At 64.9% G+C, this 22,645-nt stretch carries 17 protein-coding genes and 5 pseudogenes; 10 read left to right on the forward strand and 12 right to left on the reverse strand.

The window, feature by feature from the left end; translation table 11 throughout:
* The first annotated feature begins 839 nt into the window (after nt 1-839).
* On the forward strand, nt 840-1,679 hold the full coding sequence (locus tag ABIE67_RS01540; protein ID WP_370252200.1) for an IS5 family transposase: 840 nt from the start codon (nt 840-842) through the stop codon (nt 1,677-1,679).
* Between the two features lie 342 nt (nt 1,680-2,021).
* Here ABIE67_RS01540 and ABIE67_RS01545 read toward each other — a convergent pair whose 3' ends face one another.
* The 4 genes from ABIE67_RS01545 to ABIE67_RS01560 all read right to left on the reverse strand — a co-directional run bounded on the left by ABIE67_RS01545 (nt 2,022) and on the right by ABIE67_RS01560 (nt 6,160).
* Nucleotides 2,022-3,113, reverse strand: coding sequence for a Leu/Phe/Val dehydrogenase (locus ABIE67_RS01545; RefSeq protein ID WP_370252203.1), 1,092 nt, complete (start codon nt 3,111-3,113; stop codon nt 2,022-2,024).
* A 204-nt stretch (nt 3,114-3,317) separates the two neighbouring features.
* Nucleotides 3,318-4,292: a beta-ketoacyl-ACP synthase III gene (locus ABIE67_RS01550; protein ID WP_370252205.1), complete on the reverse strand. Its 975-nt coding sequence runs from the start codon at nt 4,290-4,292 to the stop codon at nt 3,318-3,320.
* A gap of 121 nt (nt 4,293-4,413) precedes the next feature.
* Nucleotides 4,414-4,869, reverse strand: a complete 456-nt coding sequence (locus ABIE67_RS01555) for a hypothetical protein (RefSeq protein WP_370252207.1) — start codon at nt 4,867-4,869, stop codon at nt 4,414-4,416.
* 208 nt (nt 4,870-5,077) lie between these two features.
* The gene (locus ABIE67_RS01560; protein WP_370252209.1) at nt 5,078-6,160 is read right to left on the reverse strand and encodes a 3-oxoacyl-ACP synthase III family protein; all 1,083 of its coding nucleotides are present in this window, start codon (nt 6,158-6,160) and stop codon (nt 5,078-5,080) included.
* A 499-nt stretch (nt 6,161-6,659) separates the two neighbouring features.
* Here ABIE67_RS01560 and ABIE67_RS01565 point away from each other — a divergent pair.
* The 5 genes and pseudogenes from ABIE67_RS01565 (at nt 6,660) to ABIE67_RS01585 (ending at nt 13,625) form a co-directional block, all read left to right on the forward strand.
* A pseudogene (locus ABIE67_RS01565) lies at nt 6,660-7,803 on the forward strand (IS3 family transposase).
* Between the two features lie 787 nt (nt 7,804-8,590).
* Nucleotides 8,591-8,845: an acyl carrier protein gene (locus ABIE67_RS01570; protein ID WP_370252211.1), complete on the forward strand. Its 255-nt coding sequence runs from the start codon at nt 8,591-8,593 to the stop codon at nt 8,843-8,845.
* Nucleotides 8,846-9,099: 254 nt separating this feature from the next.
* Nucleotides 9,100-9,930: an SDR family NAD(P)-dependent oxidoreductase gene (locus ABIE67_RS01575; RefSeq protein ID WP_370268044.1), complete on the forward strand. Its 831-nt coding sequence runs from the start codon at nt 9,100-9,102 to the stop codon at nt 9,928-9,930.
* Between the two features lie 210 nt (nt 9,931-10,140).
* Nucleotides 10,141-11,667 carry an aldehyde dehydrogenase family protein gene (locus ABIE67_RS01580; protein WP_370252213.1) on the forward strand — a complete coding sequence of 509 codons (1,527 nt, stop codon included), beginning with the start codon at nt 10,141-10,143 and terminating at the stop codon, nt 11,665-11,667.
* Between the two features lie 101 nt (nt 11,668-11,768).
* The gene (locus ABIE67_RS01585; RefSeq protein ID WP_370252215.1) at nt 11,769-13,625 is read left to right on the forward strand and encodes an acyl-CoA dehydrogenase; all 1,857 of its coding nucleotides are present in this window, start codon (nt 11,769-11,771) and stop codon (nt 13,623-13,625) included.
* Nucleotides 13,626-14,034: 409 nt separating this feature from the next.
* On the opposite strand, the gene ABIE67_RS01590 is transcribed toward ABIE67_RS01585, so the two are convergent.
* The 3 genes and pseudogenes from ABIE67_RS01590 to ABIE67_RS01600 all read right to left on the reverse strand — a co-directional run bounded on the left by ABIE67_RS01590 (nt 14,035) and on the right by ABIE67_RS01600 (nt 16,959).
* Nucleotides 14,035-14,994, reverse strand: coding sequence for an IS701 family transposase (locus tag ABIE67_RS01590; protein ID WP_370268047.1), 960 nt, complete (start codon nt 14,992-14,994; stop codon nt 14,035-14,037).
* A gap of 9 nt (nt 14,995-15,003) precedes the next feature.
* Nucleotides 15,004-15,694: pseudogene (locus tag ABIE67_RS01595) on the reverse strand (ISAzo13 family transposase); the annotation flags it as partial.
* A gap of 39 nt (nt 15,695-15,733) precedes the next feature.
* Nucleotides 15,734-16,959, reverse strand: a protein-coding gene (locus ABIE67_RS01600) for an IS3 family transposase (protein ID WP_370252217.1) whose coding sequence is annotated in 2 segments (ribosomal slippage) — nt 15,734-16,647 and nt 16,647-16,959 — 1,227 coding nt in all. Because the reading frame shifts where the segments join, the coding sequence is not laid out codon by codon here.
* Nucleotides 16,960-17,000: 41 nt separating this feature from the next.
* On the opposite strand from ABIE67_RS01600, the gene ABIE67_RS01605 reads away from it, so the two are divergent.
* Complete coding sequence (locus tag ABIE67_RS01605; RefSeq protein ID WP_370252219.1) at nt 17,001-17,651, forward strand: transposase family protein; 651 nt, start codon at nt 17,001-17,003, stop codon at nt 17,649-17,651.
* 17 nt (nt 17,652-17,668) lie between these two features.
* Here ABIE67_RS01605 and ABIE67_RS01610 read toward each other — a convergent pair.
* Nucleotides 17,669-18,148: pseudogene (locus ABIE67_RS01610) on the reverse strand (ISAzo13 family transposase); the annotation flags it as partial.
* 83 nt (nt 18,149-18,231) lie between these two features.
* Between ABIE67_RS01610 and ABIE67_RS01615 the strand changes: the two are divergent.
* Nucleotides 18,232-19,191: an IS701 family transposase gene (locus ABIE67_RS01615; protein WP_370252221.1), complete on the forward strand. Its 960-nt coding sequence runs from the start codon at nt 18,232-18,234 to the stop codon at nt 19,189-19,191.
* On the opposite strand, the gene ABIE67_RS01620 is transcribed toward ABIE67_RS01615, so the two are convergent.
* From ABIE67_RS01620 to ABIE67_RS01635, 4 genes and pseudogenes are all read right to left on the reverse strand, one after another.
* Complete coding sequence (locus ABIE67_RS01620) at nt 19,171-19,830, reverse strand: IS3 family transposase (RefSeq protein ID WP_370268052.1); 660 nt, start codon at nt 19,828-19,830, stop codon at nt 19,171-19,173. The two genes, ABIE67_RS01615 and ABIE67_RS01620, sit on opposite strands and share 21 nt — an antisense overlap.
* Complete coding sequence (locus ABIE67_RS01625) at nt 19,727-20,080, reverse strand: IS3 family transposase (protein ID WP_370268020.1); 354 nt, start codon at nt 20,078-20,080, stop codon at nt 19,727-19,729. Before ABIE67_RS01625 ends, ABIE67_RS01620 begins: the two co-directional genes overlap by 104 nt.
* Before the next feature lie 2 nt (nt 20,081-20,082).
* Nucleotides 20,083-20,250, reverse strand: a complete 168-nt coding sequence (locus ABIE67_RS01630) for a hypothetical protein (RefSeq protein ID WP_370269646.1) — start codon at nt 20,248-20,250, stop codon at nt 20,083-20,085.
* Between the two features lie 37 nt (nt 20,251-20,287).
* Nucleotides 20,288-20,401: pseudogene (locus ABIE67_RS01635) on the reverse strand (transposase); the annotation flags it as partial.
* 184 nt (nt 20,402-20,585) lie between these two features.
* On the opposite strand from ABIE67_RS01635, the pseudogene ABIE67_RS01640 reads away from it, so the two are divergent.
* Together ABIE67_RS01640 and ABIE67_RS01645 are read left to right on the forward strand one after the other, a co-directional pair.
* Nucleotides 20,586-20,721 (forward strand): annotated as a pseudogene (locus ABIE67_RS01640) (IS5/IS1182 family transposase); the annotation flags it as partial.
* A 1,002-nt stretch (nt 20,722-21,723) separates the two neighbouring features.
* Nucleotides 21,724-22,584 carry a hypothetical protein gene (locus tag ABIE67_RS01645; protein ID WP_370252223.1) on the forward strand — a complete coding sequence of 287 codons (861 nt, stop codon included), beginning with the start codon at nt 21,724-21,726 and terminating at the stop codon, nt 22,582-22,584.
* Nucleotides 22,585-22,645: the final 61 nt, after the last annotated feature.

Below are 22,645 nucleotides of genomic sequence, written 5' to 3' on the forward strand. Positions count from 1 at the left end.
ATAGATAACACCGCACTGAAGATGAAAACGACCTCTAAGAGGGCGTTTGAACTACTTATGGGCGTCAATATCCGACTTGGGCTGTGTCGGATTCATGCTGTACATCCCTAACGTTCCTACTTCATGCGGCGATCGCATGAGGTGTTTTGCCCCGTTTTATTTCATGAAACGCGTTTGGTTTGAACATGGGTAGACCTATCCGCTTCATGGTCGGGCGGGCTTCGCCAGTCAAGCACTAAAGCGGACATTCGGGATGACCAAGGAGGCCAACATTACTGAATCAGTCGCCCATGAGGGATGGAAAAGGACATTTTAAATCTGGACAAAACGCCCTCTAAGTGGGCGTTTGATGGTGATTCACGCCGACCGTTTCAACATGTTTTGCCACATTTATCGCCAACGCGTGCGGCCTGAAACGCCTGGAAGTTACCGACAGACAGGAAGCTTCCAACCCGTTGTTAGACCAGACGGAATTCGGCGCTGAGGAGCGGATCAAACGGGCGACCGGATCGGCACCCGGGATGCCGTGAAGGCGCATGTAAGGCGCGAATCACCCCGAAGGGTGTTGGCCGCAGGAGCGACTTAGCGTCTCAATCCATCCCTAAACGCCCACTAAGAGGGCGTTCACATAGGGTTCATCCCGTATGCGAGTCTTGAGCGTGCCCGTTCTGGCGGTACTTGTTCGAGTGGAACACTTATGCTCTCCTCCCGGTCGCGCACCGGACTGTCCGTCTCGTGCAGTTCCATACCCGGAAACCCGTCTGGTTTGAAAATGCCACGGAACCGCCCGACCTCCAGCGGAACCGCCCCCTCCGGCATTCGCATGATCACGCTGGGCCGTGAACGAGCGCAAGCCGTACCCCAGCGACCTGTCCGATGCCCGATGGGCCTTGATCGAGCCGACGTTGACGGCCTGGCGGAACGCCCGGCTCGAACGCCGACCCACCGGAAAGCCGGCCCAAGTCGATTTACGTGACGTGTTCAACGCGCTCCTCTACATCAACCGCACAGGGATCCCCTGGAAATACCTCCCGCACGACTTCCCGGGCCACGGAACCGTCTACTTCTACTACGCCGCCTGGCGCGACGAGGGAATTTTCGCCCAGCTCAACTACGACCTCACCGGACTCGCCCGCGTGAAGGACGGACGCAAGCCCGAACCAACCGCTTCCGTGATCGACACCCAAAGCGTCAAGACCTCCACCAACGTGCCCCTGACCAGCCAGGGAACCGATGCCGCGAAGAAGATCGTCGGCCGGAAGCGCGGCATCCTCACCGACACGATCGGCCTCATCCTTGCGGTCACCGTCACCGCCGCCGGCCTCTCGGAAAACGCCCTGGGAATACGCCTCCTCGACCAGGCGAAGGCGAAGTACCCCACCATCTCCAAGAGTTGGGTCGACACAGGCTTCAAGAACGCCGTCATCGAACACGGCGCCCGCCTCGGAATCGACGTCGAAGTCGTCAACAGAAGCCCGCAGAAGCGCGGATTTCACGTCGTGAAAAGACGCCGGGTGGTAGAGCGAAGTATTGGTTGGATCATGATGCACCGCCGCCTCGCCCGCGACTACGAGACCCTCACCGCCAGCTCCGAAGCCATGATCCACCTCGCCTCAATCGATAACCTCTCCAAGCGCATAACGGACGAGGCCACGCCAACCTGGCGAGGAACCTACTAGGGCATACAGGGCAATACGCCTAGATCAAATGCCCTCTCAGAAGACCAAGAACAGGTCGCAGTTCCTGGAGTTCTGCTGCTGACTGCGCTCTGCACCCGCCGGGGGTACACATCGCGGTCGTCTGCGCCGACTGTGAGACTCACGGGTGTGCCGCGTGGGGCCTGCCCATGTGGCAATGGGCCGTGCCCGTCCTGGAGTGGAACCTGTCGGCTCCGGCTTCCTGCATGCTCGACCGGCCTGGCGGACGATCTGGTGAGGATCGTCCGCGCGAGCCGGCGCGGGGAGATTGCGGCTGCCGGTCGGCGTCCGCGCGGCCTTGGTTGAGGTGCCTGTGCACGAGGTTCAGGCTGCCGGTGAACGGCGCGCTTCTGCCATCCGCTGCTCCGCGATGCGGTCTGCCGCTACCACGGGGGGAATGCCGTCTTCTCTGGCTCGTACGAGTATTGCCTGTGTGGTGTCGAAGATGGCTGACGCCTTTGCCTTGCATCGGTTGAAGTCGAAATCGAGGAGTTCGTCGGCTACCTGGATGACACCGCCGGCATTCACCACGTAGTCGGGGGCGTAAAGGATGCGGCGGTCGGCGAGGTCCTTCTCGATACCAGGGTGGCCGAGTTGGTTGTTAGCGGCCCCGCATACGATGCGGGCGGTGAGTACGGGGACCGTGTCCTTGTTCAGTGCACCGCCGAGAGCACATGGGGCGTAGACGTCCAGCCCTTCAGTTCGGATCAGTTCGTCCGTGTCCCGGACCACCCGCACCTGAGGATAGATGTCGGTGATCCGGTGCAGCGACTCCGCGCGGAGATCGGTGATGACTACCTCGGCCCCATCAGCCAGGAGATGCTCGACGAGGTGGTGGCCAACCTTGCCGACGCCGGCGACGCCGACCGTGCGGCCGCGCAGTGTAGAACCGCCCCATACGTGCTGTGCACAGGCGCGCATGCCTTCGAAGACGCCGTAGGCCGTAAGGATCGACGGGTCCCCAGAGCCGCCGTTGCTGCGGGAGACGCCAGTGGTCCATGGGCATTCGAGTGCCACCATGTCCATGTCCTCCACGCATGTGCCTACATCACATGCCGTGATGTAGCGGCCCTCGAAGGACGCCACAACGCGGCCATAAGCTCGCAGAAGCTCCTCGGTCTTGATTCGCTGCGGGTCCCCGATGATCACAGCTTTGCCGCCGCCGAGGCCAAGACCTGCCATGGCGTTCTTGTATGACATCCCCCGTGAAAGATTCAGAACGTCAGCGACAGCAGCTTCTACGGTGTCATACGGGTAGAAGCGGGTGCCGCCGAGGGCAGGGCCCAGGGCTGTTGAGTGGATGGCGATCACCGCCTTCAGCCCGCTGCTCTGGTCCTGGCAGAGCAGGACCTGTTCATGACCGCCCGACTCTGAATGAAACAGAGCGTGCAGGACGCCATCGGTTCTGTAAGTCATGGTGGTTACTCCCCGAGTGCAAAAACGGCGTTGATGAGCCCGCCTGCGGGTGCTGGGGGCCCTGAGGGCGTGAGAGTCGTGGCCGATACGAGAGGCTGGTCGGTCTTCAGGCCCCGTCGGGACGGGTACCTGGGTGCCACACTCATCGGAGCAGGCCCGATGCTCCGGCTGGCTGGACCCGGACCCGCTGCTCTGCGGGATCTGTCACGGCCAGACGAGTACCTGTCCGGCGTAGGTGAGGCCGGCGCCGGCCGCGACGGTGACGACGATGTCGCCTGATTTCATCCGTGATTGCTTGCGCAGGTGGTCGAGGGCGATGGGGACCGAGGCTGCTGATGTGTTGCCGGAGTACTGGATGTCATCAGCGATGGTGACGTCGTCTCGTAGGCCTTCGGTGCGCAGCGCTGCCTCTGTAGCTTTGATGATCCTCATGTTCGCCTGGTGAGGGAGCAAGACGTCGATGTCCGCGACAGTGAGGCCGACAGCGTCGAGTGCGCGGATGGCTGTCGACGGCATCTTGGTGATGGCCCAGCGGAAGATTGTGTTTCCGGACTGCTGTACATATCCGTGCTCGTCGATGCCAAGCTTGTCGGCTTGTTCCCCCGCGCTGCCCCACACCACCGGGCCGATCTCTGTCTGCTTGCTCGGCCCGATCAGCACCGCGCCGGCCCCGTCGGCAAAGATGACTGCTGTCGTGCGGTCGAGCGGGTTCACGAAGTCGGTGAGCTTTTCGGCGCCGATCACGAGTACGTAGCGGGCTGATGCGGCACGAATAAGGTCGGAGCCGACAGCGAGTCCGTAACAGAATCCACTGCAGCCTGCGTTCAGATCGAATGCCCCGGCACCGTGTGCGCCGACCTGGTAAGCTACCCGTGCGGCTGCGTTGGGGATCTGTGCTGGCATCGAGCAGTTGGGCACGATCACTGTGTCCACCAAGTCGGGTGAGAGTCCGGCGTCAGCCAGGGCATTTCTGCCCGCTTGCACTGCCATGTCGACGAGTGTTTCGTCGGAGTCGGCGTAGCGTCGCTCGATGATGCCGACACGCTGCCGGATCCATTCGTCGCTGGTGTCCAGCTTGGTGGAGAGCTCCTCGTTGGTAACCACACGGTCTGGTTGCCAGCTGCCTATTCCCAGGATTTGTGAACCGCGAGGCGGCAGGGACCGCAGATTCGGTTTCATCGGTCGTCCTTTACCACGAGCCGCGCCAGCTTGCGCGTGTGACGGAAGTTATGCACTGCTTGCGGGGTGTTGGTGTCCTGCAGGGGAGACGACGGCGCTGGGCTGGGCGCCTGTGGGTGGTTCAGTGGTGATCGCCATGCTCGATGTCGCTCCTTTGTGACTCATGAAGGAGGAAGATCATTCGCTCTGTCCATACGGTGACGTTCATGAGGTGCTGTGCGTCGCGGGTGATGCGGGCAGGAACGTCTTCGATGAGCCGCTCCCTGCACCGGGCCTGGTCTGCTGAGGCCAAGACGGCTGTGATTGCGTCGTCCTGCGCGACCAACTGATCCATCCTCACCGCAGCTTCGGAGGCGGCTGCACCTTGTGCACCCTCGAGATGGTTGGGCTTCGCAGATAGGCCGTTCGGCGTGGTGGCGGCCAGACGCGTGTCCGTGTCTTCGGGGGTCCCACGGTTGATGCGGTGGGCGGAGCTCGCAATCGCGGAGATCCCGGCGAGGGGGCTGGCCCGATTGTGGTCGTGTGCCAGTTCACGAAGGGCAGCTTGTACGGCGTCGTGCAAGTAGTCGTCATGCACGGTGCGCTCCTTGACCGCGGTTCGCCCGCGATCCGGGATACAGGATGAGGAGCCAGTCAGTGGGCAGGGCCACGAGCAGGCGGTCGACTGCCTGGTCGGCTTCGGGGCGATCGACGGCGTGAGTCTCGCCATGGCCAGGCTGGTGCGCGATGCAGGTGGCTACCTTCAGGGTGGCCAAGTGCACGAAGGGTGAGTTCATGACGGCCCTTTAAATCAGGATGATGGACATGTCGGTCCCGTCGGACTCTTGCCAGTCGCCGGACGCCTGGTGATGGACAGGGGCGCCGGTCCAGGTCAGCAAGGCCCCGGCCCAGGTCAGGCCGGCGCCGTAGGCGGTGATCAGCACACGGGAGCCGGGTTTGAGTCGGCTGCGGGCGGCGGCCGCAGCCAGGGCGTAGGGCGCGCTGGCCGCACCGATGTTGCCGACCTTGTCTCCCACGATGATGAGCCGGTCGATGGGGAGGCCGGCCTGTTCGGCGAGATTGGTGAGCAGGACGGGGTTGGGCTGGTGGTTGGCGTAAACATCGATGTCCTTCACGCCCAAGTTGTTGCGGGCCAGGACTTCGCTGACGACGCGGGGAAAGGCGGAGCTGACATATGAGGTGATGTGCTGCCCGCGCATCTGGACGGTGTGACCGCCGTCTTCCACGGTGGAGATACTGGCCGGATGCCGGCTTCCCCCTGCGGGGATGAGGACGAGATCCGCTCCTGTGCCATCTGATCCGAGACAGAAGTCGCGAAAACCGCCGTCTGCCGGAACCGGGCCGAGCACGGCTGCGGCGGCCCCGTCACCGAACAGCACCAGGGTGCTGCGGTCGCGGGGGCTGAGGAAGCGCGAGAACACCTCTACCCCGACCACTACGGCGTAACGCGCGCTGGTGTCCGCGAGCAGCCAATCCCTCGCCACACGTGCGCCGAAGACCCATCCGGCGCAGGCCGCGCTCACGTCCAGGGCCACCGCGCGGCTTGCGCCGGTCAGTGCCTGCACCCGGCATGCGGTAGCCGAGCCGACCTCGTCTGGGGTGCCGGTGCCGACAACGATCAGATCGATCTGATCGGCCTCAAGGCCGGCTACCGCCAGTGCTCGCCTGACGGCGATGGCAGCAAGATCGGAGGATGCCTCGTGAGGGGCTGCGATATGACGACTGAGGACACCGGTCCGCCGGGCGATCCACGGGGCTGTGACGCCTGCAGCCAGAGCTGCAACCTCTTCGTTGCTGCGGCAGTGGGCAGGCAGGTAGGTACCCATGCCGAGTACGCCGATCGCATGGTTGGTTTGAGCAGTTGTCACCTTGCCTCCAGGAAAGAACACGGCTGCCGGACAAGGCCGCGATAGGTTCGCGTGGGCTGTTCACCGCACCGCCACTCGAGAATCGGTGTGCGGGATGAGGCCTGAGCACGAAGCATCGAGCGCTGGGCCGATCTAGCTTGACCTGCCTGGCCAGGAGCATTCCCTGACACGAAGATCGGCCGGTGTCATAGGTTGGCAGCTTTGGGACCGTAGGTTCTCGGGCGACCTCGAACCGGAAACGCTCACAGGGAAGCACCCTGTCAGACGGCAAGGGAACCCCCCAAGCACAGCGGTGCGTGACGCCGTTGAACACCGCATGGGTTGGGCGGGCTTGTTCGGCGAGGGCCCGCAGTCTGCGTGTGGGACCTGCTGCCGTCTGCCAGCCGGTGGACAGGCCCCACCGGCCTCGGCAAGGGACCCGGACCGTGTCCGGCACTTCCCCCGCAGTGGTGGACACCTTCGATCGGCCCCGGTGAGGGGCTGGCAGGAGGGACCACTTATGGTGATGAAGGTTTATTCGCCCGAGTTCAAGGCCGACGCCGTCGCGCTGTACCACTCGGACCCCGACCTCACGATCGTGCAGGCCGCCCGCGATCTGGGGATCAACCCGGAGACGCTGCGGAACTGGATCCGCGCCGACCGCGCCCGCGGCGGCAGCCCCACGAAGAACATGAAGGACACCCCGGTGAGCAAGGCCACGAAGGAAGAGCTGGAGGCCGAGTTAGCGACCCTGCGCACGGAGCTGAAGACGGTGCGCAAGGAGAATGCGACGCTCGCCCAGGAGCGCGACATCCTGCGCAAGGCCACGAAGTTTTTCGCCTCCGAGATGAGCTGGTGACGAGCCGCTTCCAGTACCTTCGAGGACCATCGCGAGACCTTCGAGGTCAAGCGGCTCTGCCACGTGCTGGACGTCGTCCGCTCCAGCTACTACAAGTGGCGCTCTTCGCGTGAGGCCCGTGCCCAGCGCGAGCGGGATGACCAGGTCCTGGCCGACAGGATCCGGGCCGTGCACACGGACTCGGACGGCGCCTACGGCGCCCCACGCATCACCGCCGAGCTCCGCGACACCCACGGCATGCACATCAACGAGAAGAGGGTCGCCCGCGTCATGCGCAAGTTCCGCATCACCGGCTTCCACCTGCGCAAGCGCATACGCACCACCATCCCCGAGCCGTCGCAGACGCCGGTGCCGGACCTGTTCAAGAGGGACTTCACCGCTGCCGCGCCGAACCTGAAGTACATGGGCGACATAACGTATCTCCCCGTCGGAGACGGCGAGCACCTCTATCTCGAAGATGGCCGCCGCCACCCGTGGCAGCCTCGACGGCGCCATCTTCCACAGCGATCACGGGGCGCAGTACGGATCCCGTGAATTCGCCGGCCTCTGCCGGGAGTTGGGAGTCACCCAGTCCATGGGTGCCGTCGGGACGAGTGCGGACAACGCCGCCTGCGAGTCCTTCCACGCGTCTCTGAAACGGGAGATCCTCAAGGGAGCACGGCGCTTCGACGGGGCCGGCGCCTGCCGGCGTACCCTCTTCCGCTGGCTGACGCGGTACAACACCTGGCGCCGCCACTCGGCGAACGGACAGCTCAGCCCCGTCGCCTACGAACAGATGTCAGCTACCCTGACACTCGCCGCATAACAAACAAACAGGTGTCCACCCTTCGGGTGGAAGGCCCGAGAAACGGACCGGTGGCAACACCGGCACCGCGCTCCGTGCCGACTCAACAGGAAGAACAGGCCGACGAACGACCGGGTGACCGGCAGGAACGTCCCGTCCACGATCACGAACGCCTCTGCCAACACGGCCCTGACCGCATCAGCAAGCGCGCTGCCAGCGCGGCCCGGAGCGCGACCGCCCCGTGCCCCAGCGGCGGACAGCAGTAACGCCGACACCGAAACCGGCCGCGGGCCGGACACAGGTGTGCCCTCTGCCGAGACGGGCGAGGATAAGCAGAGCCCGCCGTCCCACGCCCAGGCGCCCGCCGTGAGGCAAGTCCCGGCGTCCTCCAGCCCGGAGTAAAACGCGGGACAGAGCCGGACACGTCAGCGCCGGACACGGGTAACCAAGCGCACGAAGCCTCCGGCGGAGACGGTCCTCCACATCGAAAACCCACACGTCGGGTCCATACGCGCCTGTCAGGCAAACCGCCCAACCCCCGCCAGCATCCGGGAAAGAGGTGCCAATTCGATTGCGGCCCTCAGGCGGCCTCACCGGATACCCAGCTCGTCTGATCCCAAGGCCGTCGCAGTCCTCGACCGTCCAGCACTCACGAACGTTCAACGTATTCACGCACTCATGGCGGCTGGCTGTTGCCATCAGGCGCACACCAAATGTTTGCTAGGGGTGCCTTGGAACGGGACACGGCCACACGCCGGCCTTCCGGATAGCACTGTCGTACTCACACGAGCCGCAGAAAGGGGCCATCATGCCCGACACATACTTTAACCTTGTTAAATTACTTAGTGATAATTTCGATGTCCCTGCTGAAGAAATCAGCCGGCATGTCACTCTCGGAGACCTCGGGCTGGATTCGCTCGCAGCGGTAGAACTGTTCGTTATTGTAGATCGTGAATGGAACATCACGCTTGACGAGGGAGAAGCTGTACCCGATCGTTCCATCCAAGAGGTCGTGTCTTACGTCGACGAATGTGCTGCTAAGGCGCACACGAAGACGGTGTGACAGACCAGAACCCCGGTTTCCGGCGGCGAGATCGCAAGCATGGCGGCGCGGCCCGTGCAGATACAGGGCCCTGCGACCGCCTCACCCCTGCTCGCCAATACGCCGCATACCAAGGAACACCTCCGGATGTATCCAGGCTCAGTCTTGGGCCGCAGGCAGAGCTATCCCGTTCCATTCCATCCGCATGCCTGGCAGATTCCTACGAGTACAGCACGGACTTCCGCGCAAAAAGAAGGAGCCTCCCTGTGACCGTTATGGAGCAATTTCGCCTCGACGGAGCGCGCACTCTCGTAACCGGTGCCTCGCGCGGCATCGGCAAGGCCGTGGCAATTGCGCTGGCCGAAGCGGGAAGCGATGTAGCCGTTTCTGCCCGCACCTTGGACGCTTTGAAAGAAACGGTACATGTGATTGAGAAAATGGGCAGGAAGTGTGTCGCAATCGCAGCGGAACTGGCCGACTCCGGTGCTGCTGCAGGAGTGGTCGACCAGGCAGTCAGCGCATTTGGGGGCCTGGACATCCTTGTCCACAATGCCGGCATCGCGCCGACCACGGAAGACGGGACGGCGCTGATCGTTCCGCTTCAGGAGCTCCCGATGCCCCAGTGGGAAGACGTCATCTCCGTCAACGTCAATGCCAGCGCGGGGATATGTCGAGCAGCCCACCCCCATCTCGCCCAGTCCAGCCGGGCCAGCGTTGTGCTGATGTCATCGGTTCTGGGAATTATGGGAGCTCCAAGGCTTGAGGCCTACGGCGCCTCAAAGGCCGCGCAGATCTCGCTTGCACGAAGCCTGGCCGTTGGCTGGGCGCGCCAGGGAATCCGTGTCAACGCCCTGTGCCCTGGATGGACTCTGACCGACATGACCAAGGTCGCCAGTGAAGTGGCGCCTCTCTCGGACTGGCTGATCAGCCATGTGCCCAACGGCAGGTGGGCCAGCGTCGATGAGGTGACGGGGGCTGCCGTGTTCCTTGCCTCGCAGGCATCCTCGTATGTCACAGGTCACGCGCTTGTGGTCGACGGCGGCCTTGGGGTACCGGACGGCGGTCTTGCGGGTATTTCCAAGCCGCCCTCGCCTCTGGTCTCTTGATTCCACGGCAGTGACGCTGGCGGTATGCGCTGCTGCGCAGCCCCCTTCAGTGAACTGCCGGCGCCTAAATGGGCGACGAAGTGACAAAGCCACGATTCCGTGGGCCTGTCCAGCTGTGAAAACTGCTTTCCAAGCCACCGGTCCTGGTGTCCTCGTGTGCGCATCTCTCGGAGAATAGTCATGGCTTCCTCGGCTCTTACCCGAATTCCCATGCTCAAGCCTGGTACGGCCTGGGCTGACGCCTGGGAACGCTGTCTCACCATCGCTCCTGAGGCTTTCCGGGACGATCGGACCCTCAACCTCTGGAACGGCAGCTGGCAGGCCGACGGCATGTCACTCGTCGCCACCAGTCCCATCGACGGTGGCATCATCGTCGGCCCGCCCCGTGTCGATGCGCATACTGCCCGGCATGCCGTACGCGCATCGCTCGACCAGCACCGCCTCTGGCGCTGCTGGCCTCTGGCCGAACGGCGTGCCCGCATTGCCGCCGCCCTTGACGCGCTCAACGAGCACCGTGACTTGCTCGCCATTCTCCTTGTTCACGAGATCGGCAAGCCGTGGCGGCTCGCGCGAGCCGACGTGGACCGGGGCATTGACGGCGTGCGCTGGTACATCGACAACATCGAAGACATGCTTGATGGTCGCGTCCCCCTCGACGGCCCAGTGTCCAACATCGCCAGTTGGAACTACCCCATGTCCGTCCTCTTCCACGCCATGCTTGTTCAGGCACTGGCCGGCAACGCCGTCGTTGCTAAGGTGCCCACTGACGGAGGTCTTTCCTGCCTCACCCTGGCATGCGCATTTGCCGCCCGGGAAGGTGTTCCGATCACGCTCGTGAGCGGCAGCGGTAGCGAACTGTCTGAAGTTCTGGTCGGTAGTCCCGAGATCAGCTGTGTCTCTTTCGTCGGCGGTCGCAGCACTGGCGCTCGTGTCGCCGCGGCCGTCGCGGCCTCAGGCAAGCGTCATATCCTCGAGCAGGAAGGCCTGAATACCTGGGGCATCTGGAACTACACTGATTGGGAATCGCTCACCGCCGTCATACCCAGACTTTTCGACTACGGCAAGCAGCGTTGCACCTCCTATCCTCGGTTCGTCGTGCAGCGCAGCGCATTTCCTGACTTCCTGTCTGTATATCTGCCGGCCGTTCGATCGGTTCGCATCGGCAATCCGCTCGCTGTCGTGGATCCCAGCGACTCGCTGCCTGAGCTGGACTTTGGCCCTCTTATTAACGCGGCCAAGGCCAAGGAGCTTTCTGACCAGGTCACCCTTGCCATCGACCGCGGAGCCGTCCCCCTGTATCGCGGATCCCTCGCGGACGCCCTTCTCTTACCTGGTCAGGACATCAGCGCATATTTCGCCCCCATGACACTGCTGAACCCGCCGCCGGCATCGCCGCTGTACCACGCAGAACCCTTTGGTCCAGTGGACACGGTCATGCTTGTCGACACTGAGGCGGAACTGATTTCCGCCATGAATCAATCCAATGGCGCTCTCGTATCGACGCTTTCCACGGACGACCCTCACACATATGAGCGCATCGCTCCGCAGATCCGGGCGTTCAAAGTGGGGTTCTGTAAGCCTCGTTCCCGAGGTGACCGTGAGGAACTCTTCGGAGGCCTGGGAGGTTCTTGGCGCGGCGCATTCGTCGGCGGTGAGCTGCTTGTGAAGGCAGTCACTTCCGGGCCTCAAAATGAGCAATCTTTGGGAAATTTTCCCGAATGCCAGTTCAACGGCTAGGTGCTACAAGGGGAATGCGGACAAGGATTCGGGACCAGCTTCTACAGCACTGCACTCACTTGGCGCACTATTTTCTCCACATCGCCTCGAAAAGGGTCATCATGACTGTGTCCACCTCGGTGCACAAGGCTTTCGACGCACTCCTGTTCGGCGGAGTCAGTGAATCTGTAAGAGAAGAGACGGCGCGTATCTTCTCTCACGAGATCTTCAAGCCCCAACGCAATCTTACCGATACCGAACGCAGCAGGTTGAATCGGCGACGGCTTCAGCTTATATGCAAAGATGCCCCGGTCTCCAATCTGGTCCTTGACCCGGAGCGTATGTTCGCCCTGACCGAGGCCGCCGCAGTAGTAGATCCTTCTCTTTCCGTTTCCATGCTCACTCATTACGGACTATGCCTTTCATTCCTGGAAGACTCCGGGAATTATTCCGAGCTGGAGCCGCACAAGGAGAAGATCGCCCAGGGCCAGACGATCGGGTCATTCCTCATCACCGAAATCGGGTATGGAAACAGTCACCTCTCGGGCCGTACGGAGGCTGTCTACCAAAAGGACACCGATGATTTCGTCCTGAACACTCCCGACTTTGCCGCTCAGAAGTTCACGGGGGTCAGCTACGAGGACTCCGTGTCCAGGATCGGCGTAGTTTTTGCTCATGCGATCATCGATGGGGAGGACCAGGGCTCCTTTCCCTTCATGGTCGAGCTCGCAAACGAGGCGGGCCCGCTACCTGGTATCCGTATGACGACGGTGAGCACCGACGTCGTACCGCAGCAGTGCTCTCTCATCAGGTTCGACAACGTCAGGGTCCCTCGGGCTCACTGGCTGAGCGACAAGGCCTCAATTGGTGCGAACGACGAGTTCATCGATCCGCTGGAGAGTCAGGACGCGCGGCTGGCACGCTCCTTGTCAACAGGCCAAAACGTTTGGGCCGGCGGGGCAGTGGCATTGGCGGCCGTTAGCCGGGTTGCTGCCGCGGCTGCTTTGCGGTTCTCGGCCCAGCGCCGCACCGCTGCCCGCATTGGACCCGCTCTCCCTGTTCTGGACTATTCCACTCAGCAGCGTCCGCTCTTCCGTTGTCTCGCTGAAGCCATGGCAATCTCTTGCCTGGCGAACACCTTCCGGTCCAAGCGCATCGGACTCATCGAGGCTTGGCGGCGAGGCGAGCGCCCTGCAGCAAAAGCACCCACCATGACATGGTCACCGTGGGCTTCCGTCCACCGCGACATGGCTATGGCCAAGGTGATCGCTGCCAGGTCCGCCGAACGCATCACGCGCGAGTGCCGACTGCGCACCGGTGTCTGGGGAACTCTGTCCGCCAGTCGCTTTCTCAGTTACCAGAGCCTGGGGCACATGCTGAGTGTGGCTGGTGGAGACAACCTCCTCACTGAGCTGGACACCGGGCGCACACTCGTGGCACAGGCTGCCGATCTTCAAGCCCCTGACCGTAGCCTCGCCACTCAGGACATGAGCCTTCACGATCCGGTGCTGTGGCGTGAATTGCATCTGCACAGGGTGTTCCGTCTTGCCGGCCGTATCAGCGACGCCATGGAACAACACAGCCCCGAGCAGTGGGACACGTTCGAGGCATGGAACCCTCAGCTGATGCAGGTCCGAGAGTTGGGCGAAGCATACGGGGACAGCCTTACTCTGCAGCACATGCTCGCCGCAGTCGACGCTTTGCCGGCTGGCCAGGGTGCAGAAGTCGCTGGCAGGCTCTGTGCCGTACAGGCGCTGGAGCAGTTGTCCAGGAATGCCACGTGGTATCTATGCGAAGGGTTGATGAGCTCCAAGCAGGTACAGGGGATCGCCCCAGCTCTCGATGAGCTGGTCCGCTCCCTAGTACCTCACACCCATGACCTCGTGACGGTTTTCGCCAAGGACAGGTCTATTTCGCACTCACTGCTTCTTGCCGACGACTACGTGCAGGAACTCAGCATGGTTCACCCGGAGCTCTGATCCAGAGCCCGTGGCACCTCGTGACAGAACCAGGTGATGCACGTGTTCTGGCCAGGGCGCTTCCTCCCTCGGCACTCAGGGAAGGGCGCGGACTCATTTCCTCGTGCGTGCTGCGGCGCTCAAGGTGTCCCCCGCGCTGGGACCCAGCACTCCTAGACTGGAATGTCCCCGCATTGGAACCGCGGTTGTGGGCCCCTGTCCAGGGAAATGTGCCAGCTCCCGCGGGCGCGGAATCGGCCGCTTCTGCTGAGGTCACGATACGCGGGCTCCTCGCGCAGATCCATCCCTCGCCCGAGCGCGTCTTGGGCCCACGACTCGATCATCCCGCCGTCCTGTTCCCCTTCGAACACTACGGCTCTCCCGCCCAATTGATACGGCAGCTGTAGATGGCTGCTGATGTGCTGTCTGGTCATGGTGTGGTGTCGGCGTAGGTGTGCCATCGGCGGTGGCAGAGGCGGGCGTGGTGTTGGTGGCGGCGGCGCCAGGGGGACCACCACAGCAGGTGTTCGGCATCTCGCCGGGGCGGCGGAAGCATCAAGGCCCGTAGCAGGCGGAGGAGTTCGTGGCTGCTGAGGGTGACGAGGTCCGTCTCGGCGGGGTCGTTCCGGCTGGTCTGGGCGGTGCGTTCGAGGGCGGCGGTGACGGCCAGGAAGGCGTAGGCGACCAGGGTGATCACGCTCCAGCGGTGCCAGGAGTTCCAGCAGGTGACCTGGCCTTTGTCGAGGTGGCAGGTCTCCTTCGCGTCCTGGAAGTCGTCTTCCACCCGCCATCTGCGGCATACCAGTGACACCAGTCGCGCCAGCGTCACCGGCCCGGGGGCGAAGCAGCGGTAGTAGGACAGGGTACGGGTGTAGCGGTGCCGACGGACCAGCAATACGGACGTCCCCGTGTCAGGGTCGTGTCCGTCGGGGGTGTCGTCGGCGGTGACCTCGATCATCGCCCAGTCGTCGTCGCGGACGCCCTTTTGCCCCGTGCCGGTTCGCATCCGCTCCCAGGCCCGCTTGGGCAGCCGGGCGGCGGCCCTGGCCGCGGTCAGCTTCGCGGCCGGGGTGGTGACTTGGTGGTTGGAGCGCACGGCCACGACGTAGCCCAGGCCCAGCTCGCGGCAAGTGGTACGTAACTCCCGCCCTCCGTAAACCTCATCGCCCAGGAAGAACGAGGCGGATATGCCCTGCAGGCCGGCCGCACGGAGCATGTGGGCCGCGAGCTGCGGCTTGGTGGTGAAGCACAGCTCGTCGGGGACGCCAGTCAGTTCACGGCGTTCCTCGTCGCCGGCCCACTCCCTGGTGAAGTACAGGCGCCGGTCGATCAGGCAGTGCCCGGTGGCCGTGGCGAAGGTGAGGTGCACGGCGACCTGGCACAGATCCACGCCGCCGAGGGCCCGTAAGTCAATAACTGTCAGCAACGGGTTCCGCGGGGGTTGTTCGGGCGTGTAGCTGTTCCAATGCGCGGGCGGGCGATCCGGGTATCGGCGTGACGAGGATTTGGTGCAGGTCCAGGAGCCGTTTTGCGTCCTGGTACTGGATGGACAGGTTGGTGCGGTTGACGCCCAGTAGTTGGGCCAGGAACGTCATGGTCATCGCTCTGCGGCGGCGCAGGATGGCTGCCAGGAGCCGGTGGGTGTGGTCCACGCTGCTGGTCTGTGGGTGGCGGTAGCTGCGCGGGCGGTGGAAGCGTCGCTGGAATGCTGTCTCGGCCAAGGCGTCCCAGAAAGGCTCCGAGACCGCCACCAAATACTCGAAGGCGGTTCGTGACATGCCGGTCAGGGCCGGATCGGTGAGCATCGCGGTCAGGGCCGGGTCGGTCCGGTGTGTCGTTGCCGGCGCGTCTGGCGCTCGCGGTGGTACGGGAGACAGTGTGTAGTTCCAGTCACCGTGGAAGGTGTCGGGTGTGATCACAAGGGCGTGGAACTCGGCGGGTGTGACGCTGATGCCGAGGTCGTAGCTGCCTGTGTCCAGTTCGGCCCCGATGGTCAGGCCGGTCTTGGTTGTTGTGGCGGCGATGGTCTCGAGGACGACCTGGTAGCTGGTCAGCGGCCGCCCCCGCCAGTTCGCGGTGATGTGACAGAACGGGCCTTCCCCCCGAGGGGTGGACACCTGTTCGTTTCGTTATGCGGCGAGTGTCAGGGTAGCTGACAGCTGTTCGTAGGCGACGGGGCTGAGCTGTCCGTTCGCCGAGTGGCGGCGCCAGGTGTTGTACCGCGTCAGCCAGCGGAACACGGTGCGCCGGCAGGCCTCGGCCCCGTCGAAGCGCCGGGCGCCCTGGAGGATCTCCCGTTTGAGGGACGCGTGGAAGGACTCGCAGGCGGCGTTGTCCGCGCTCGTTCCGACCGCGCCCATGGACTGGGTCACGCCCAGCTCAGCGCAGAGATCAGCGAATTGGCGCGACCCGTATTGCGCCCCGTGATCGCTGTGGAAGACCGCGCCTTCGAGGCTGCCGCGGGTGGCGGCGGCCATCCTGAGTGCGTCGGCGACGAGCTCGGTGCGCATGTGGTCGGCGATCGACCAGCCCGCCACGCGGCGGGAGAAACAGTCGATGACGGTCGCCAGATACAGATGCTCGCCATCGCCGACAGGCAGATACGTGATGTCGCCCATGTACTTCTGGTTTGGCGCGGGCGCCGAGAAGTTGCGTCGGAACAGGTCCGCAACGGGCGTGGCCGACGGCTCGGGGACAGTCGTACGTACCTTCTTGCGCAGGCGGAAGCCGGCGATACGGAACTTGCGCATCACGCGGGCGACCCTCTTCTCATTGATCTCCATGCCGTGTGTATCCCGCAGCTCGGCGGTGATGCGCGGGGCGCCGTAAGTGCCGCCGGAGTCGGTGTGGATGGTGCGGATCTTGCCGGCCAGCACCTCATCGGCCTGCTCGCGCTCGGCCCGGGCAGCGCGGGCCTCGCGCCACTTGTAGTAGGTGGAGCGGGCCACTTCGAGCACCTGGCACAGTCGCGTGACCTTGAAGGTCTTGCGGTGGTCCTCGATGAACTGGCAGCGACTCACCAGCTCATCTCCGCGGCGAAAAACTTCGTCGCCTTACGCAAGATGTCCCGCTCCGTGGCCAGGGTCGCGTTGTCCTTCCGCAAGGCGGCGTTCTCCTTGCGCAGGGCCGCTAACTCGGCCTCCAGTTCTTCCTTCGTGGCCTTGCTCACCGGTGTGTCCTTCGTGTTCTTCGTGGGGCTGTCGGCGCGGGCGCGGTCGGCGCGGATCCAGTTCCGCAGCGTCTCCGGGTTGATCCCCAGATCGCGGGCGGCCTGCACGATCGTAAGGTCGGGGTCCGAGTGGTACAGCGCGACCGCGTCGGCCTTGAACTCGGGCGAATAGACCTTCATCACCATAAGTGATCCTCCTGCCAGCCCCTCACCGGGGCTGATCGAAGGTGTCCACCACTCAGGGGGAGGGTCCCCTCCTGCGGCAGAACCCCGTCCAGGAAGCGGCGGCGGAACTGTTCGGTGTCAGCCAGGCCACTGTTTCCCGGCGGTGGACGGGGCTGCTTCCGGTGGTGGAGAAGGCCCTCGCCGGGCATGTCCCTGATCCTGTGGAAGCCTCAGCCGGCCGGATCGTGCTCATCGACGGGACCCTGGTCACCACGTGGGACTGGGCGAGCGAAGGCACCGCTATGTTCTCCGGCAAGCATCGTGACACCGGCTTCAACCTGCAGATCGCCGCCACGCTGTCCGGAGACCTGCTCGCGGTGTCCGAGCCTGTCCCGGGCTCCCGCCACGACATGTACGCCTGGCGCCAGTCCCACTTCCCGGAGACCTTCGCAGAACGGCAGAGCATGGGCGATCTTGGGTACGTGGGTTCCGGCATGCTCACCGCGAGACGCAAACCACCTGGTCAGCAACGCCCCACTGGCGCCAAGATCTACAACCGGAGCATCAGCAGCCTCCGCACCGCCATTGAGCGAGCGATCGCACACCTGAAGGACTGGAAGATCCTCGCGACCCGCTACCGCGGCCCCCTGGCCAAGTTCCCCCTCGTCGCCAAAACCGTCACCGCCCTCACCTTCTACAAAAAGGGCTGGTGAAACCCCGTGAATAGGCCTCCCTCTGTTGTCTTCGCGGTTCCCTGCAGGCTGTAGCCCAGGGTGTGCAGCAGGTGTCCGACGGTTGAGGCGCTGATCGGGTGGCCCTGTGTGGTGAGGGTTGAGGCCAGGGCCCGTAACGACAGCGTGGTCCACCGCAACGGGGAGACGGGGTCGCCTCGGGTGTGCGGCTCGATCAGCGACTCCAGCGCGGGCAGCAGACCAGGGTCGGTGTCAGTCAGCCGTTTGCGGCCCGCACCTGGAGCCCGCACCCGCAGGGTCGGTGAGGAGCAACCGGCCAACTCGGCCATACCTCGCGCGATGGTTGCAGTGCTGGTGCCGGAGGCGGCGGCGACCCAGACGGTCCCGCCGCGGCCGAGGGCCGTAGCCTCACTGGCCAGGTACAACCGACGGCGGCGCTCATCGAAGTGCGGCAGGATCTGATCGAACTTGGCCCGCAGAGCACGAGCGGCAACGCGGCCTGACAGACACGGAGTCATATCTCAGACTCCCACCAACACCCCTCTACCGAGCACTTATTGAAATACGGGCCCCCGGCCGCACGGAGAACTGCCAGATCGGCGTGTTCGCCGCCTATGCCTCCTCCAGGGGACGGGCGCTGGTGGACCGGGAGCTGTATCTGCCCAAGTCCTGGACCTCGGATCCGGACCGCTGCGCAGGGGCGAAGATTCCCGACGAGCGTGCGTTCGCCACCAAGGGCGATCTTGCGAAGGCCGTCATCATGCGGGCCCTGGCCTCGCCGCTGCCGAACGCCTGGGTGACCGCCGACTCGGCCTACGGCCAGGAGTGGCGGCTGCGCCGCATGCTGGAGGAAACCGGCGTCAGTTATGTCCTGGCCGTGGCGAAGTCCCAGCACGTGCACGCCGTCGGCCGCATCGACTTCGCCATCGCTCAGGCCCCCGAGGACGCCTGGGAACGCCACTCCTGCGGGGCCGGCGCGAAGGGGCCGCGCGTCTACGACTGGGCGGCAGCGAGGCTACCCGCGATCGACGACTTCGACGGCGATGCGCCCACCCACGACCGGTGGGTGCTGGCCCGCCGCAGCCTGGCCCGCCCGGACGAGATCGCCTACTACCTTGCCTATGCGCTGGTCGGCACCCCCGTCGCCGAACTGGTACGGATCGCCGGGACGCGCTGGGCGATCGAGGAGGCTTTCCAGGCCGCGAAGAACGAGTGCGGCGGATCAGTACGAGGTCCGCCGGTATCCGGGCTGGTACCGGCACATCACCCTGGCCATGCTCGCCCACGCCTTCCTCGCCGCCATGGCCGCCGGGGCGGAAAGGGGGGCCGCAGAATCGGTTCCGGCGATCTCGCCCCGCTCACCGTGGCGGAAATCCGGCGACTCCTGGCAACTGGCCGCCCCACGCTGACGCGCCTACGGCGCACCCGCCACGCACTGAACTGGTCCCGCTGGCGCCGCCGTCACCAGGCCAACGCACGCCGCTGTCACTACCGCCGCCGCACCCGAAGTGGCAATCCCCTGCGATCGTGGAGTCTTTGTCTATGCGGCTTGAGTCCGTGAATGGGCCTCAGCGCGCTTCTGATTGATGATCTGTTCGAACTCGGTTGGTGGCAGCCCGCCGGCGGCGCTGTGCCTGCGGCGCGTGTTGAAGAAGTCCGTGATCCACGTGGCGATCTTCAGCCTGGCCTCGGTGTGAGTGGCGAAGCGGTGCCGGTGGATGTACTCGACCTTGATCGACGAGTGGAACGACTCCGCGGCCGCGTTGTCCAGGGCCGACCCCACACGCCCCATGGACTGCACCACTCCAAGACGGTCACACAGCGCGTTGTACGCCTCACTCGTATATTCCGACCCGCGGTCCGAATGAAGGATCACTCCGTCCACGGTGCCGCCGCGTGTCGCGGCGGCCATCTGGAGCGACGCGCTGACCAGGGGCGCTTCGTGCCGAGGACCCCTCGCATAGCCGAGAACGCGTCGGGAGAATGCGTCGTGGACGCTCGCGAGGCAGAGCTTGCCCTCGCCGGTTTCGATCTCGGTCATATCGCCCCACCACAACACGTCCGGTGCGACCGCATCGAAGCGACGAAGTACCAGGTCACGGGCGGCCTTGCGCTTGCCCTGCCGGGTCAGGTTCCTTCGCCGGCACGGGGGGCTTGCGGCCCTGCAGGCCGAGCTCGGCCATGAGCCGGGCGACGGTATTCTGCGAGACCTTCCAGCCCTCGGACCACAGGTCCAGCGTGATCCTGGGCGAGCCGTAGGTGTTGCCCGACCTGCGGAAGAAGTAAACGATCCGCTCGGCCAGCGCAGCCCGTCTGACCTCGGACTTCGTCGGCTGTCCGGGGCGCCGGCGCCATTTGTAGAACCAGGACTTGGACACGCCCCATGCCCGGCAGGCCAGAGTGTGCGGGACCTTGTGCCTGGTTTGCTGGTCGGCGATGAAGCCCGCCATCGTCACTTCGTCGCCTCCTTCACCCAGAGGACCACCGATCGCTTGAGGACATCGCGCTCCATCCCGAGCTCAGCGCTCTCCTTGCGCTGCCGGGCATTCTCCTCCCGCAGCCGCTGCAGTTCCCCGCGCTCGGACTCGTCCAGCCCGCCCGCGGGCCTCCGCGTCCACACGGGCCCTCGCCCGGTGAACCCACGTCTGCAACGTGCCCTCATGCACCCCCAGATCCCGCGCCACCTGCGCAGACGGCTTCCCGGTCTCCAGCACGATCCGCACCGCACCCTCACGGAACTCGGCATCGTACTTCCGTCGCTTCTCCGCCATGACCCTCAACTACCCCTATGGTCACGACTCCACGGTACGAGGGGAAGGTCAGGCGTGGCATCGCAACTCGATACGACAAGACACCCGAGAGCTACCTTGCCGGCCTCCACCTCCGTGCCTCGATGATCTGGATCAACGACCTTCTGAAGGCAACTGGTTGATCACGACATCACACAGGCCCTAATACGCCGCCTGGCGCGACGAGGGAATCCTCGCCCAGCTCAACTACGACCTGACCGGCCTGGCCCGCGTCAAGGACGGCCGCAAGCCCGAACCGACCATCGATACCCAGAGCGTGAAGACCTCCACCAACGGATCGATCCCCTCGGCCGTCGCGAACCGCCCCATGCCAAGGACCCGCTCCCTCCGGACAAGGACAAAGAGCGCGGTTCCGCGAAGAGATGACCGGCAGCCGCGCCTGCCCACCCGCGAACACCACCAATGGGGCACACACCACAACCCCATACCCGGCCCTCCGACCGCGCCCCAAAGGCAGCTGACCCTCTTGACCCCGCGGCCTCGACCCGACGCTGCCCTCACACACCCGAAACACGGAGAAGAACGGACAAGACAGCCCCTTCACCAGCCCCACTGCTTCAGAGAAGACGACGCCCGCCCTTTCCCAGGTGGGACGTGGGCGCCTTGGCGTCCGCGACCACCCGGTCGGGCGTCCGCGTGGTCATGGACCTGCGCCGATGGAATTCCTCGACGGGTGCAGATCTTCTGAGGGTGCCTCGTTGGGGTGATTCGCAGGGGTTCGGGTGTGGCCGGTCGTGCTGGCTTCCACCGTCGCCGGGGTCGAGCCCGCCGTGAGAGGTGTGGGGTGCTGAGCGAGGGTGGGTGTGGGGTGCCGTCGTTGATCGAGGTGTTGGAGGTCAGACAGGCCGAGGTGGTGGGCCAGGCCGAGCAGCTGCGTGAACAGATCGCTGGTCTGTCCGAGGAGTTGTCGCGGGTCGAGGAGCAGCTGGCGCGGTTGCAGATCAGACGGGAGACGGTGGAGGAGGTGCTGGCCGCGCCGTCTTCGCCGGTGCCGGGCGCGGACGCCGCAGGTGGGGGTGCCGACGGGGTCGCCGTGGCGCTGGTGAAGGCCGAGGCAGAGCTGGATGTGACGGTCATGTCGCCGGAGTATCAGGCGATCATCGCCTTGTTCGCGACCTCGGGGGCGGCGATGCGTTGCAAAGAGGTGTGCCGGCACCTGGGTCTGGGGACCGAGCCGCGGCATGTCGAGGGGATGCGCTCGAAGCTGAAGCGGCTGGCGGAGCGCGGGATCCTGGCCGAGCCTTCGTCCGGGCTGTTCAAGGCCAACGGGCGGGAGCAGGGGGGTGAGCGTGCTGGAGACGGCCGAGGCTGCGTTCGCCGCCTCGCGGCGCCTGTTCGACGCGGTGGCCGAGGAGTTGCAGGGGCCGGAGGCGGCGGTGCTGACGCACTCGCAGTTGGAGGACCTGCTGGGGACGCGGATGCGCGAGGTCACCCGGCAGCTGTTCCAGGACCATCTGACGCTGCGGGCCAGGGACGAGATGCGCCTTGAGGAGGTTGTGGATGCCGAAGGCCGTGAGCGTACCCGGATCGAGCGGGGCCGGCGCCGGAAGCTGGCCGCGGTGTTCGGCAAGGTCACTGTGCCCCGGATTGCCTACCGCGGCACCGGCGTGGCGGATCTGCACCCGGCCGATGCGGCGCTGAACCTGCCGGACGGGATGCACTCGCACGGGCTGGCCAAACTCGCCGCGATCGAGTCCTCCCGCGGCAGCTTCGCCGACGCCTGTGAGCGGATCAACGCCGTCACCGGCGCCGCAGTGGGGCACCGGCAGGTCCGGGAGCTGGCTGTCGGCGCCGCGGCGGACATCGACGCCTTCTACGACGCCCTCGTGCCGGCTCCCTGCACCGATGCCACGCCGCTGATCTTGTCGTTGGACGGCAAGGGCGTGGTGATACGGCCCGAAGCGCTGCGCGAGCACACCGCCAGGGCCGCCGCGGCCAAGGGCGGCAACGCGATGAAGACCCGGCTGGCGTCCGGGGAGAAACACGGCAGGAAGCGGATGCCACCCTGGGCACCGCCTACGACGCCGAGCCCGCACCCCGCGGCGTGGACGACGTCATCGCCGACCCCGACACCGCCGACGACACCGGCCGCGAGCGCGCGCCCGGGCCAAAGGCCCGGTCGAAGTGGTTGTGCGGCTCGGTGAGCGGCACCGCCGCCGAGGTGGTGCCCGCCGTGTTCGACCAGGCCGAGCACCGCGACCCCGG

The organism is Streptomyces sp. V4I8 (assembly GCF_041261225.1).
Taxonomy (GTDB): domain Bacteria; phylum Actinomycetota; class Actinomycetes; order Streptomycetales; family Streptomycetaceae; genus Streptomyces.

Coding starts and splice junctions, on each gene's coding strand:
- ABIE67_RS01545 (WP_370252203.1), bottom strand. CDS start 3,113: ATGACTTACAGAACCGATGGCGTCCTGCACGCTCTGTTTCATTCAGAG.
- ABIE67_RS01550 (WP_370252205.1), bottom strand. CDS start 4,292: ATGAAACCGAATCTGCGGTCCCTGCCGCCTCGCGGTTCACAAATCCTG.
- ABIE67_RS01570 (WP_370252211.1), top strand. CDS start 8,591: ATGCCCGACACATACTTTAACCTTGTTAAATTACTTAGTGATAATTTC.
- ABIE67_RS01575 (WP_370268044.1), top strand. CDS start 9,100: ATGGAGCAATTTCGCCTCGACGGAGCGCGCACTCTCGTAACCGGTGCC.
- ABIE67_RS01580 (WP_370252213.1), top strand. CDS start 10,141: ATGCTCAAGCCTGGTACGGCCTGGGCTGACGCCTGGGAACGCTGTCTC.
- ABIE67_RS01585 (WP_370252215.1), top strand. CDS start 11,769: ATGACTGTGTCCACCTCGGTGCACAAGGCTTTCGACGCACTCCTGTTC.
- ABIE67_RS01625 (WP_370268020.1), bottom strand. CDS start 20,080: ATGGCGGGCTTCATCGCCGACCAGCAAACCAGGCACAAGGTCCCGCAC.